The sequence below is a fragment of the Proteus sp. G2669 genome, from assembly GCF_009915245.1.
GTDB lineage: Bacteria > Pseudomonadota > Gammaproteobacteria > Enterobacterales > Enterobacteriaceae > Proteus.
Genome location: NZ_JAABLX010000027.1, coordinates 17,044 through 31,488, shown reverse-complemented (window position 1 = coordinate 31,488; position 14,445 = coordinate 17,044). Strand labels below are relative to the sequence as shown.

The following is a 14,445-nucleotide window of genomic DNA, read 5'->3' as shown; positions in this document are numbered from 1 at the left end:
TTACAAAGAAAAATGTTCTCTAACGATTTCTCTGCCTATTTCAATAGATGCTGTTGCTGCAGGTGATGGAGCATTACACACATGTAATGAACGTTTACCTTTTACAAAATGGAAATCATCTACTAGTTTTCCTTCACGAGTTAATGCTTGAGCTCGAACTCCCGCAGGACCCGGATGAATATCTGCTTCACGTAAATCAGGAATTAATTTTTGTGCATTCGCAGTAAATAATTTGCGGGAATATGAACGACGAAGCTCTGCCATTCCTTCGCCTAAATAATTACCTGCAATTTTCCAAAAGCCCTTATAAGTGAGCACTTCAGCGAGATCTTTTAAGTTAATATCGCTTTTTTTATAACCTTCGCGTTTAAACGCTAATACCGCATTAGGCCCAACATCGCGATGTCCGTTATACATGCGCGTGAAGTGTACACCTAAGAATGGAAAATCAGGGTTAGGAACGGGATAAATTAGATGGTTGACTAAGTAGTTTTTATTGGCATTAAGCATAAAGTATTCACCACGGAATGGGACTATCTTCATACCAGTGTCATAACCTGCCATTTTAGCAATACGATCACTAAATAACCCTGCACAATTAATCAACCATTTGCCTGTAAATCGTTCATTGGATGTCGTTACAGTGACACTATCATCGGTTTCATTAATTGCTGTAACCGCTTGTCCAAATATAAATTCACCGCCACGAGATTGAATAATTTCAACGTGTTTTGCTGCAATTTCAGAGTAATTCACAATACCTGCATCAGGAACTAATAAGGCAGCAATACCATTGACATAAGGCTCTCTAACTTTAAGCTCACTTTCAGTCATTTTGATAACTTCAAGCCCATTATCAATGCCACGTTGATAAATGTTTTCTAACGCATTTAGCTCTTTTTCATTGGTAGCGACAATCACTTTGCCACAACGATCGTAATAAAGATTATGTTGTTGGCAAAACGCATAAGTGGTGATATTCCCTTGTTTAGCCAGCCTTGCTTTAAGGCTCCCTGGAGTATAATAAATACCAGAATGAACAACATTACTGTTATGTCCACTTTGATGAGCCGCAGGGCCAGATTCTTTATCAATCACTAGTAGTTTTAGTTCAGGTTGACTTTCTTGTAGCGCACTTGCAACCCCTAATCCGACTAATCCCGCACCAATAATAATCACGTCATACGTCATAATCTTATCCATTTTATAAATTTTAAATTAACAAGGTTCTTGTTGTAAGCGCTTTAATTTGCCACGTACATTAGTTAAGTGAAGGCGCATTTTATGGCTTGTTTCATCGTGATCTTGTTGGCGTATTGCTTCAACAATTGCTTCATGCTCTGCGATAACACGCTCTGTTTCTGTTTCTCGCCCTTTATTTTGACTTAATGAATACATTAAGACACCAAGATAAAGCTCATGCATATTATCTAAAATCCTGACAAAAAAAGGATTGTGTGCAGCAACCATAATAGAACGATGAAATTGATAGTCTTCTTCATGACCAATACTTTTATTCTGTCTTGTTGCTAAAACAAAGGCATCGTGGGCATTTTCGATAGCGCGTAATTCTTCTGGTGTTCGACGTAAAGCGGCAATAGCTGCCGCTTCATGTTCAATGACCTCTCGCATCTCAAGCAGTGAATCAATCTCTTCAGGGCAAGCAATTTCCATGACTAATGGTTCATATTTACTGAGTATAGAATGGTCAATGACACGGCGACCGCCTCCTTGGCGTGAAGTCACAATGCCACTGGCTTCTAAAACACCTAATGCTTCTCTGATCGGGACTCGACTGACGCCAAAGGCATCAGCGAGTACATTTTCAGAAGGTAACTTTTCACCAATAGGGTATGTTCCGTTACTAATATTTTGCTTTATTTGCTCAAGAATTTGATGCGACGCTTTTTTGCGTGAGATCTTTTGTATCATCTAGTTTTCTCCAGATGCATGCTCCATATTAGCTAACTGTTTTTTAGACCGTAATAGATGGAATGCACCAGTTAATAGGATCAAGGCAACACCTAAAAGATCGGTATATAAGCCCGGTTTAATCATTAGAATTGCCGCTGCTGCAAATGCAATTCGTTCAAACCACGTTGTTTTAATCATCCAAAAGTTTGCTGTTGCGATACTTAGTGCATAAATTCCGACTAATGCAGTAATAATCATTAATCCAATAGAAAGTACACCTAAATTATCACCTTGCATCAGTAAAGCAGGGTTATAGACTAAAATAAACGGAATAATAAAGCCGGGAAGGGCTAAACGAACTGCATCCCATGATGTTTGCATCGGATCTGCTCTTGCAATACTTGCGGCAGTATAACTGGCTAAGGCAACAGGAGGTGTAATATTGGATAGTGCCCCAAACCAGAATACAAAGAAATGAGCAGCTAAAGGCATAACACCCGCTTTAATTAAGATTGGTGACACTGTAACGGCAACGACAATATATAAAGCCGTTGAAGGTAGCCCCATACTTAATACAATACACACTAGCATAACAACTAATAAGATCATCCATAGTGTATTATCCGTCATTGAGACGATATTAAAGGCTAATGTTGCCCCGATACCCGTCATTGTAACTACACAGATAATCACGCCAATAGCCGCACAAGCAACAGTTACTTGAACTGAACCGCGAGCCGCTTCAGCTAAGGCATCAGCCACTTTCGTTAAAGTCATACGAACAGTTTTGTCAGGTGTTATCCAACTTGCAACAATAATGGTTAGAATACCTAAGAAGCCAGCATAAATAGGTGTTTTACCTACTAATAAGGTTCCAATTACAATAACCAATGGTAATAACAGTAAGCCACGGGCTTTTAATACGGCTTTAACTTGTGGAATATTTTCTTTGCTTAGCCCTTTTAACCCTTGTTTCTTGGCTTCAATGTCAATGGCCATAATTAATGCGGCGTAATACAACAGTGCTGGAATAATGGCTGCAATAACAATGGTGGTATACGAAATTCCTAAAAAGCCTGCCATAATAAATGCAGCTGCACCCATAATCGGAGGCATGATCATACCACCCGTTGATGCAGTTGCTTCTACAGCCCCAGCAAAACGCGGAGTTAACCCAATACTTTTCATTAAAGGAATGGTGAAAGTACCCGTTGTTGCTACGTTAGCAACAGCACTTCCGCTTAAAGAGCCTGTTAATGCAGATGAAATAACCGCAACTTGGGCAGGCCCTCCACGACGACGACCTGCGATAGCCAGCGCTAAATCATTAAATAAAGCAGTAGCACCACTGACACTCAAGAATGAACCAAAGAGAATAAAGACCACAATAGCGGTGGAGGCCGTTGAAAGAGTAATACCAAAAATCCCTTCACTGGTCATAAATAAACGGTATAACAATCTTTCTACAGAAAATCCTGCATGACCGAAAATACCCATAAAATACTGACCAAATAAAGCATAGATAATGGCAAAAGTTGCAAGCCCTGGAATGAAATAACCAGTAGTTCTTCTTGCTGCTTCAAACAGTACGATAATCCCTAATATAGCCATGACATAATCAGTAGTATTTGGAATACTTTTTCTTACTACATGAAGATCAACATAATTAAAGAAGAAATAGCCATAACTGATTAATGTTAAAGCAATAAAAAGATAATCCCATCCATTAAATTTAGGTGTGGAAAAACGCTTAGAGAATGGGAATAAAATAAAGCCTAAAATTAAAATACCACTAAGAAAAATAGTATTGCGGTAAAACTCTTGAGTATTTGATAATGCGTTTGAGTAAATCGCATAAAGTGAAATTAATATTGCAAGAGTCGTGGTAATTTTCAGGTAAATGCCAGCAAGTTGGCGATTGCCAGAGCTTGCTTCTTTATCTAATGCAGGTGGCTCTACCGGAGTTAGGTGGTCATTATTAGTCATAACTCACTCCTGTTATTTATTATTAATCTGCGTTTGAGCTTCTGGTGGAATAAGATAATCAGGGATCTCTAACCCGATTTCTTTGTAGTAGCGGTAAGCCCCTAAATGTAATGGCACAGAAACACCTTTTAATGCATTTTCTGTGGTGATGTATTTAGCTGCGCTATGAACTTGATGAACCTCAGGAAGGTTCTCAAACATAGTTTTTGTTAGCTCATAAACTAAGTCATTATCAATACTGGTTGTGGCCATTAAAATATTAGGTTGAGCTATTGTATTGACTATTTCAGTTTGACGAGGATAGGTATTCGCGGGTATTTCAAAACGAAACCATGAATTTGCCACATGATTGATATCATCAAGTTGTTTATCTGTGACTTCGAGTAGTTTTGCGCTGACACCACTAGCATACATGTCGGTGACGGCTGAAGCTGGAACGCCAGCAGGTAAGGCGCCACCGTCAAGACGGCCGTCTCGCATGGCAGAAACAGTGTCTCCATATCCAAGATATTCAGGGGTAATATCTTTTTTAGTTAAATTAACACCTTTAAGAATGATAATTGTGGATTGTTCTGTACCGCTAGCTTGAGGGCCAACAGAAAAACTTGTCGCACGAATATCATCTAATGTGCCGGTTTTTACTTTGTCATTCATTAAAACAAAGTGTTCAACATTGGGCCACAACATAGAAATTGAGCGCAGATTTTTTTCTGGTTTACCTTCAAAATTGCGCACACCTTCATAAGCTTCTACAGCTAAAAGACTTTGCAAAATAGAGAGCTGAGCTTCATTTTTTTGCATTAAATAGATGTTTTCTATCGATCCTGCCGAAGATTGGCCTGTTACTTGAACGCCTCTATCCTTAAGGTGTGTACTCCATACGTTTGCTAATCCCACTCCCATCGGATAATACGTTCCTCCTGTTGAAGCGGTTGCTACAGAGAGAAATTGTTTATTCGCATTCTCTTTTTTGCCAGCTATTGCTAATGAGACAACCGCAATAACAGCAACAATACCGATGGCAAGCTTTGTTTTTCTTATTCTCATGATGTTGTTCCTGTACATAAAAACGCAGGTGAATGTTTCACACCAACTTGTATACAACATGACAACTTTTATAGAAATAAGGAATGTTAAGAAATTGTGACGTGGCGTAATGAAATTAAAACAAGAAGATAACAAATTGTGATCGATATAGTAATTATGCAAATTTTAATCATAATTATGGTGATAGGCACAAAATGCGAAAGAAAATATCAATAAAGCATGGAAGAAAAGATAAAAGAAGCTAAAAAATAGTCTATTTATCGATAATTAAAAATAAAATGAAAAAAAGAGGGGGCAGAAAATATTTAAACAATATGATTATGTAAAAAGAAAATAGGCCACTTTTAGTATTAATAGAAAGATTAAAATTAAGTGTTAATTCGCCACTTATAAAGCAAAAGTAAGTACACCTGTTGCGATTAAAACAAACATTGCAGACCAAACTAAAGCAGAAATAGCGCTGGTGATATAAACACCATATGCAGGTAGTTTTAATAAGCCAGCACTAAAGGGAGTTAAGTAGCGAAAGACAGCTAAGAATCGAGAAATAAACAAAATATAGTGAGTTTTATTTTTTAATAATTGTTGAGTGCGATTAATTTTTGACTGATAGCGATTAACCCATATTTTAAGGCGAGGAAAACGATAGATAGAGCGCCCTAACTCATAGCTTAAAATTGATCCTAATAGAGCACCACAACTGGTGGCTAGCCAAAGAAAGATTGGAGAATAAAGTGGTAAACAAGCACCAAAGATAAAGATCAACATTAAAGAAGCAGGGGGCAAAAATGAAGAAATACCAATGGTTGATTTGCCTGCTGTGATTAAAATAATAGATAAGAATAGGGTAATAGGAGACAAGTGACTCAAGGAGTCGAATAAAGTGTGAATAATTTCCATTTAATTATCTCCAACTACTTATAAATAAACATAATAATAGTGATAAATATTAAGATTATTATGAGGTTATTTTAGAATTTTTATTCATTTCAACTAACATTGTCGCCCATTCAATAGGTGTATTTTTAATTGGCAATTTCAGTTTCTGACTTAATGAGTATAGCGTAGGCGCAGGAATATCAGAAAGGGATTGCAGTGTTGAATTCATTAGCACTTTATCAGGGGAACCATCAGCAATTAATTTACCTGAGGATAAATGGATAACACGCTGAAAATGACGAGCAGTAAAATCAAGATCATGACTAATAGCCAATACCGTTGTACCTAATGTTTTTTGTACCTGAAGCCAATTCTCAAAACAGCTTAACCAATATGCATCAAAATCACGGGTGGGTTCATCAAGTAATAATATTTGAGGTGATAAAATACTTAAGCTCGCAACAGCAACCATTCTACGTTGGCCAGCATGTAAATCTAAAGGATGAACATCTGCAACATCATTTAAACCACAAAGCGACAGTGTTTCATCTAAACATTTTTTAATTTCTTCTTTCGGAAATTTACGTTGCTTTAAACCAAACGTGATCTCTTTCTCAACAGTATTATGAAAAATTTGTCGTTCAGGCTCTTGAAATAATACCCCAATATAATGAGCGCGTTGCTGTGCTTTTAGTTGAACAAGTGACTGATTATTGAGTGTTATATCACCTTCGTTGGGAGTTAATAGTCCTGCAATTAATCGCAATAAAGTAGATTTACCAGCGCCATTATCGCCGACTAAGCTTATCCATTCTCCTTGATTTAACGTTAAGGATAATTGAGAGATACAAGGCGGAACATCATCACTCCAGCGATAAGTCACATTATTGAGCTGTAACATAAAATTCCTTAAAAGCATTAAGTAAGGCTTTATCATTATTCACAATATTCTTATTCCAATGATGGTTTTCAATTAACCAATGTAAAGCTTGCCATGCATCAGGAGCATTAATTGTTGAAAATAAGAACGGAAAAATAGAGTCTAAAGTACCTTTTGCCTTCATTTTTCCTGCTTCCAATAATAAAAATTGCCCACTCAGACTTATTGCAGGTAATAAATTGCGTTCAAAAATAACTACACTGCATTTATGCTCTTTTGCATAATGTTTTATGCGTTGGTGTAATTGTTGGGTTGCATAGGGCGTTAAGCGACTAAAAGCTTCATCAAGTAATAATAATTTTGGGTGCATAGCAAGCGCACTAGCTATGACAACACGTTGAGCCTCACCACCAGAAAGGGTTGAAGGGTGACGAAAACGCAAGTATTCACATTGTGTTAATGCCATAGCTTCTTTTACTCGAAATCGAATTTCATTATCGCTCAACCCCAAATTTTCAGGGCCAAAGGCAATTTCTTGCTCTACAGTGAATGCACATCCTGAAAGTTGTAATTGTGGCGATTGTTGAACGAGCTGTCGTCCGGGTGCTAGCGATACTAATCGGCTTTTATCGAGGGCAATGTTTTGTACAATTCCCATGCCTTGCACTGAACCTGTTAATAAATCGGGGTACCAACCGGCTAGTAATTGCGCAAGAAGGCTTTTTCCGCTGCCATTGCCCCCTAAAATCACAAGCCATTCCCCTTGTTTTAACTGTAAATCAATAGGGCCAAGAATAGATTTTTCGTCACCTTTGGGGGTAAAACTCAATTGCTGAAGATTTAGTACCATAGCCAAATACCTCCTTCAACCAAAATAAGCAATAAAATCAAGTAGCGAAGCATTGTTTGAAGTGATGTATCCGTTGGTGGGTATAAGGTTGTTCGTTTTTTAATAATACGAAATCCTCGCATATCTAATGCTGCACTTCTAATCGTTAAATCACTTAATACGTGACTAATAAGAGGCAAAATAATCGCTGGTAATGTGATGAATCGTTGCCAAAATGATCCATCAAGAGGAACACCTCGCGCTAATTGCGCCTCTCTTATATTGTGTAATTGTTGGCGTAATTGTTCTACAAGTAGCAAAGGCCCTGCTAATAAATAGGAAAGGCTCATAGGTAAACGGCTAGCAAATAGCGCTCTAATAAATTGCTCTGTTGATGAGTGTTGTAACCACAATTGAGCACCACTTATTATTGCTAATAATCTTAACCATAGCGTTATTGCCATAGTTTGTTTACTAGTATCTAAAGATCCACCTACTAACCAATAAGCTAACCAACCACTATGGACTAACCATAATCCGATTGCCATTGGGATCATTAACCAAGCAATAAAACGCCAACGCCAGCGAGATGCTTTCCAAATCAATAAGCTAATAAAAATACCACTGCTGATTATCAGCAGTGGTAAGCCTAATGATAAAAAAAGTACACTAGCACTTAGCCAAAGCCATAATGCCAATGAGGTAAATGGATGCATTATTAGCGAACCTTGGCAATCGAAGGAAAATTACGTTGTGTTCGTTGTGGTAATTGACGCACTAATAACCAAGCGACAATCGCTGATAATATTTTATCTGCGAGATTTGCACCTAATACAGTAATGGCAACAGACTCAATAAGCCCTTCACCCACAGCATGAAAATAAGCAACAAAGAAATCAGCACCACTACCTGTTGCGCCACCAAATAAATAAGTACGAATTGGAACGGCGACAATCATTAACGCTAAAGTAATGACAATTCCCGAACCAATAACGCGAATTAAAGAACGAAAACCACCTGCACGAGCCAATAAACCTGCACTTAATCCTATCATCATGGCTACTGGAGCAAATGCAGCCGCCATTGGACCACTAATTAATCCCCATAATAGATTGGTTAATAATCCAGTGAATAATGCGACCCATGGGCCACCTAATAAGGCACAAATCAGTGTACCGATAGAATCTAAAAAGATAGGGAGTTTTACCATTGAGGTAATTTGGCCGCCGATCATATTTATTGCAATAGATACAACAATGAGTACGAGTGTACGACTCGAAATTTGAGGAGTTGTAGACATAGTTTAAAAACCTTTACAAAGGATAGTGACTATTGGTTTTATTGTTTTGCATACATAGCTATTTTTTATAAAAAAGCTATTTACGCGGTGTGATGACCAACTCCTCATAACCAGAGTGTTCACAAGGCTGACGGCTAAAAGTCACTTGCTCTAACTCACCAATAACGAGCTCTAGCGTCGTGCGCACTGTACAACCTGGCATCATATGTCCACCACACATTAATCCATTTTCATCTGAGATTGCTAAATGCAAATGTTCACCTTGACTATCTAATGTTCCAATTAATGAAACAATCTCAAATTTACCTGTAAGATAGCGATTTTCTTCGCGTCCTGCAAAGCGTAATACCACATCTGTTAAACTTCCCACACAACCTGCAATAAATGCTGATTTTAGGTTTTGTTCTTTTATAATCTGTCGTAATGCCATAATCACATCCTCGTTAGGGAGAAGGCGAAGTGCAATAAATCGGGCATGAGAAGAAAATAATGAGGTGTGAGACATGGGCGTTTTGTCCTAAATATCAATATAACAGGGGAACGATATCATCTATCAAAATAGTCAATTTGATAAGTGAAAGTTGACATTAATCAGTATCAGCGAAGTATCAAAGTAATTTTTATTATTATTCATGGAAAAGAGTAGATAGGGAATAGACAGTAAATGATTTTTAAACAAAAAAGTGTTAACAATGTAAAAAATCGCCTAATGATAAATTTATCTTTGTAAATATTAAATGAGAACAAAAGAACGAGTTAATGACATGTTAATTTCTCATTGATACTTATTAATTAAAGCTGACTTTGTTTAATGTAAATTAAATTACATGCAAAGTAAAAATAAAAGAATATTAATGATAATATAAATGATTAGTAAGTTTTATAAAATTAGATGATATCTAACTTCTGATAGAAAGGTTAAATTAACTTCATTTAGAACTGACTACATGCGATTTTAAAAGATATACACATTAAAGGATGATTATGTCGATAAAAATAAAAACTATATTTATAATATTATTAATGGCGGGGTTGTTTTTTTATTTTAAAGGAAATGAAAATTCACCTTTACAAGAAGGATATAATTATTATCAAAAAGGGGAGTATAAGGAAGCTTTAGACTATTTTACACGACATGCAGAAAATGACTCTCAAGCCGCTTTTAGCTTGTCTGTCATGTATTGGGAAGGAATTGCAGTACCAGAAGATCGCCTTATTGCTCGAAAGTGGTTAATTAAATCAGCAAATTTAGAAAATAGGGATGCTCTCTATAATTTAGGATATTTACGCTATCATGAATTAATCGAGAGTACTCCTGAAGATATTCATGGTTTTTCTTCTCTATCAAAGGCAGTGGATTTAGGCTCTTCTGAGGCGAAAATATTTTTAAATGAAATTGAATCTAGCCAATCGGGAAAATTAGAAAGTAGATTATTACCAATTTATGGTGAACAAACATGGTTTGAAAAAAGAGCAACACTTAGAGAGTTAGAAAAATTAGCTGAAGGTGGTAATAAAGAAGCAATATATCAATATTTAAATAATGCAAATTCATCAAAAAGATCTATCAAAACAGAGGGTTATTTAGATCCTTTTATTGAGAGTAAAGATCCCAAGTTTATGTACTTAAAATATACATTAATTACACAGGATGTTCGTCTCCTTATAGACTCAGCAAATGCTAATTACCCTGATGCAGTTTATTTTCTCTATCAAGTGTATAACGGTGATAAAGAAGTTAAGAATTTGAAGAGTGATACAAGATCAGCTGAGGTTTATTTACAGCTATCAGCGGATTTAGATCATCATGATGGGTTAATTAAGAAAATAGAAAGTTTATTAATTGGCTATAGCGAACGAACACAATCTTCTATTGAATCGCCTGAAAAATATGTGATCAAATTATTAGAAAAATATCCTAATTCTTATCAAGCAACTATCACTGCTGCTAAAGTTTACTCGCATGTGGAAAGTGAATTTTATAATCCCAAAAAAGCTTTTGAATTAATGCTTAAAGCTTATGATATACAGCCATCAGCTGAGGTTAAATTTTATCTGGCTGAAAAATATGCTTATGGTATTGGTGTAAAAAAAGATTTAAAAAAAGCAGTTGATTTATTAAAGGAAACTATTACTAATGATCAATTTTTGAAAGAAAGTAGATATTTAATTATCAGCCTTTATTTTCATTTTGATATTTCAGAATATATAGAAAAAGAAAATATTATTGAGATGTTAAAAGATAGTGTTAATAGAGATAACACCTATGATATAGATTATCGCTTAGCCCATTATTATGCCGACATTCTTTTGGAGCAAGATGCCTTTAATAATGATGAATATGCTTTTTCATTATATGAACAAGGAAGAGGTAACGGTTGCAGTAGTTATGTTTTTCAATTGGTTGCGATGACGAAATATAAAAAAATAATGAATGAGGATATTTTAACTAACCTTGTTAAAGGGCTACAATGTGATTCGACTTATAGCAAAATAAGTTCATCCAAAAGACGGGAGGTATATGATATTTTATTTAAATATGGAATTAATTATACTGAGGTTAGTGATTTTTTTATAGAGAGATCTTTATTTGATGATTCGATTAAATTAATTATTAGATCTTTATTAAGTGAAAATAAAGAAATCCATTTTAAATATATAATAAAGAATATTGAGCATGAATCTTACTCTGAAAATATAGATGAGGCTAAACTGATTGAATATTATCAAGAAATTATAAAACTCGCTGATTCTGGGTATGTTGATGCAATGAATTTTATTGTCACAAGGATATATCATGATGAATTAATGCAAGATGGAATTTTTTATGACTATAATTTTGATAGATTAACAAATATCACCAAGGAAGAACGCTCTTTCTGGCGTAATAAATGTGCTGATTTGGGTAATAATATTTGCTTGAAAGACTTATCATTAATTTATAAATATGGAAAGGATGGAGTTGAGAAAGACTCTGAAAAAGCAAAAGAATATGAAAGTCACATCACTGTCCCTTTAAATAGTACTGATTTGGAATTATATTCTATAGAGAAAAGTAATTTTGAATATGTGCAACAAAAATATAATTCTTTAATTCATGAAGATAAGAGTCAAGAAAATTTATTGTTATTAGCAAAGTATTATTCTAGTGAAGATATTGATAAAAGTTTTATTTATGCAGAGGGATCGTATAATTTAGGAAACAAAAAAGCGAGCCAATATCTTTATAATTACTATGTGGAAAATATTTGTAAAAATAAAGATAATATCAATAAAGCAGCGAACTATTTTAAAGAGTGGATAGAAACAGAAAAACCTTATAGTAACGAGTTTACCTATAATAGCGCTAGAATAATTGGCAACTATTATTTAGAAGCGCCTTGTTTAGTTGAGAAAAACTTAGATAAAGCCATTGAATGGTATCAATTATCTTTAGATTATCCATTCGGTATAGATAGTCATATATACACTGAACTAAATAAAATATACTCCAATGGAATGGAGAGCGTAAATCAAAATCCTGCAGTAAATATGTATATTTCTGCGCTGAAAAATAATAATGACTATATGACAGATATGCATACTCGATTAGGAAAAATGAGTTTTGCAGAGCCTTCTTTCTCAAAACTCTATGAAGCATTTCTGTTTAAAGGTGATGTGAAAAATGCTTATTATTACGGTTTATTACTGAATGTAGATGTCAATAATATTGCTATATTCTATTCTTTATCAGAGAGTGAGCGTAAAAATATTGAAACTCGTGTCGCTGAGTATTTAAATCAAAATAAACAGTAGTACCATATTATAAAGTCCTCAGTAGTGTTTTATACTATTGAGGGCTTTTATATGATGAGTGTAGAATACACTAAATAATCAAATTATAATCAATATGTTCCATTAGTTTAGCGTTATCTCGATAATCGACAGGAATAGCAAGTACCGCGGGGCCATCAACAGCTATTGCTTCATGTAAAACGGAACGTAATTGAGAAGCACATTCAACAGAAAACCCTTTAGCGCCAAAGGACTCAGCGTAACGTTTAAAATCAATAGCTCCAAATTTTACACCAGAATAACGGCCATATTTTTCTTGTTCTTGCATTTCGACCATATTATAAGCATTGTCCACCCAGATAATATGCAAGATATTAGTATTTAACCGAACTGCGGTTTCTAGCTCCATAGACGATTGCATAAAACCCCCATCGCCAGAAATAGAGATAATTTTATCAGAAGGTCGAACAAAAGAAGCGCCAATCCCCCAAGGTAATGCAACACCCATTGTTTGTTGCCCATTAGAAATTAGCATTTGTCTTGCTCTAAAACTATAAAGATAACGAGCGAGCCATATATGAAAACTTCCCATATCAATGCAGAGTGTTACATCGCTATCAATAATATTTTGCATCTCATGGATGATGGTTAAAGGGTGAATAGGAGAACCATGTCGAAAATAACTATTTTGTTGCAGAATTTCTCTTTGGTGACGAATTTTCTCTAAAATCTGACGAGTATTATTTGAGAGTGTAATTTGAGATGTAGATTGCTTAGTAAAATAGTGAGTTAAATTATTAATTGTTAATTTGATATTACCTGTTAATTCTAAATCAGGGCAGTAAGCTAAATCAATTTCAGCGGGGATCTCGTCTATATGAATAATATTGGCATTATTGTGATTCCATAATGACGGCTCATATTCGATAGGGCTATAACCTAGAGTAATTACTAAATCAGCGTGAGATAATAACTCATCACCCGGTTGATTATTAAATAAACCAATACGACCAGCAAATAAAGAAAAATGGCGTTGAGCAATCGCACCAGCCGACTGATAAGTGCCAACAATCGGTAGCGGGCAAATATCAAGTAGCTTTTGTAATGCTAATGCATTTTCAGGGTAACTAGCTTGTAGCCCTAATAAAATAACGGGATTTTTTGCATTCAGCAGTAATTTAACGGCTTCTTGGATGGCATCATTATTTGCACTACCAATATTGGATTTTGATTTGGGAATTAATATTGGGCTATTAACTTCATTATTTAAAATATCCATTGGAAAAGTTAAAAAAGCGGAGCCTGGTCTTCCTGATTCTGCATGGCGAAAGGCATTAGCCATAGTTTCGGAAATTGATTTTGAGGAATCAATTTCTGCGCAAAATTTAGTAATAGGATTAAACATGGTCACGGTATCCATGCTTTGATGAACCAGTTTTAATCTATCAGAGGATTTTACTGATCCTCCCAACGCAACTAATGGATCACCTTCAGATGTTGCTGTTGCAATGCCTGTCGCAAGATTAGAGCATCCCGGACCTGATGTTGCGATAGCCACTCCCGCTTTACCCGTTAAACGACCAACCGCGGCAGCCATAAATGCGGCATTAGCTTCATGGCGAACAACTACTGTTTTAATTCTGGAATCAACAAGAGAATCAAATACACGATCAATTTTTGCACCCGGAATACCAAATACTTGTTTAATGCCATGTTGTTCTAATTGTTTGACAACTAAATCTGCACCACATTTCCAATGAGGAGTATTCATATAACCTTCTTTAATTTTGCAAGTGAATAAAAAATTGGATTTAGAATAAAGTGAAGCGGTCTTTT

General features: G+C 35.4%; 12 protein-coding genes. 1 reads left to right on the top strand and 11 read right to left on the bottom strand.

Annotation, left to right across the window (positions count from 1 at the left end; all coding sequences use genetic code 11):
* The 10 genes from lhgO to GWI68_RS08535 all read right to left on the bottom strand — a co-directional run bounded on the left by lhgO (position 1) and on the right by GWI68_RS08535 (position 9,340).
* Positions 1–1,203 (bottom strand): L-2-hydroxyglutarate oxidase, encoded by a 1,203-nt coding sequence (lhgO, locus tag GWI68_RS08580; RefSeq protein ID WP_166540012.1) that lies wholly within the window; start codon positions 1,201–1,203, stop codon positions 1–3.
* 15 nt (positions 1,204–1,218) lie between these two features.
* A complete protein-coding gene (locus GWI68_RS08575) occupies positions 1,219–1,932 on the bottom strand; it encodes a FadR/GntR family transcriptional regulator (RefSeq protein WP_166540011.1) in 714 nt (237 codons plus the stop codon).
* Positions 1,933–3,900 carry a TRAP transporter permease gene (locus GWI68_RS08570; RefSeq protein WP_166540010.1) on the bottom strand — a complete coding sequence of 656 codons (1,968 nt, stop codon included), beginning with the start codon at positions 3,898–3,900 and terminating at the stop codon, positions 1,933–1,935.
* A gap of 12 nt (positions 3,901–3,912) precedes the next feature.
* Positions 3,913–4,947 carry a TAXI family TRAP transporter solute-binding subunit gene (locus GWI68_RS08565; RefSeq protein ID WP_166540009.1) on the bottom strand — a complete coding sequence of 345 codons (1,035 nt, stop codon included), beginning with the start codon at positions 4,945–4,947 and terminating at the stop codon, positions 3,913–3,915.
* Between the two features lie 387 nt (positions 4,948–5,334).
* On the bottom strand, positions 5,335–5,847 hold the full coding sequence (locus tag GWI68_RS08560) for a VTT domain-containing protein (protein WP_166540008.1): 513 nt from the start codon (positions 5,845–5,847) through the stop codon (positions 5,335–5,337).
* A gap of 58 nt (positions 5,848–5,905) precedes the next feature.
* Positions 5,906–6,727 (bottom strand): ATP-binding cassette domain-containing protein, encoded by an 822-nt coding sequence (locus tag GWI68_RS08555; protein WP_166540007.1) that lies wholly within the window; start codon positions 6,725–6,727, stop codon positions 5,906–5,908.
* On the bottom strand, positions 6,711–7,556 hold the full coding sequence (locus GWI68_RS08550) for an energy-coupling factor ABC transporter ATP-binding protein (protein WP_166540006.1): 846 nt from the start codon (positions 7,554–7,556) through the stop codon (positions 6,711–6,713). The genes GWI68_RS08555 and GWI68_RS08550 overlap by 17 nt, the downstream gene beginning before the upstream one ends.
* Entirely contained in the window at positions 7,547–8,251 is a 705-nt protein-coding gene (locus tag GWI68_RS08545; RefSeq protein ID WP_166540005.1) for an energy-coupling factor transporter transmembrane component T, read from the bottom strand. The genes GWI68_RS08550 and GWI68_RS08545 overlap by 10 nt, the downstream gene beginning before the upstream one ends.
* 2 nt (positions 8,252–8,253) lie before the next feature.
* A complete protein-coding gene (locus GWI68_RS08540; RefSeq protein ID WP_166540004.1) occupies positions 8,254–8,835 on the bottom strand; it encodes an ECF transporter S component in 582 nt (193 codons plus the stop codon).
* 76 nt (positions 8,836–8,911) lie between these two features.
* On the bottom strand, positions 8,912–9,340 hold the full coding sequence (locus GWI68_RS08535) for a PPC domain-containing DNA-binding protein (protein WP_109407588.1): 429 nt from the start codon (positions 9,338–9,340) through the stop codon (positions 8,912–8,914).
* Between the two features lie 479 nt (positions 9,341–9,819).
* Between GWI68_RS08535 and GWI68_RS08530 the strand changes: the two genes are divergently transcribed.
* Complete coding sequence (locus GWI68_RS08530; protein ID WP_166540003.1) at positions 9,820–12,630, top strand: SEL1-like repeat protein; 2,811 nt, start codon at positions 9,820–9,822, stop codon at positions 12,628–12,630.
* Between the two features lie 70 nt (positions 12,631–12,700).
* Here the strand turns inward: GWI68_RS08530 and alsS are convergent, their stop codons facing one another.
* Complete coding sequence (alsS, locus tag GWI68_RS08525) at positions 12,701–14,380, bottom strand: acetolactate synthase AlsS (RefSeq protein WP_166540002.1); 1,680 nt, start codon at positions 14,378–14,380, stop codon at positions 12,701–12,703.
* Positions 14,381–14,445: the final 65 nt, after the last annotated feature.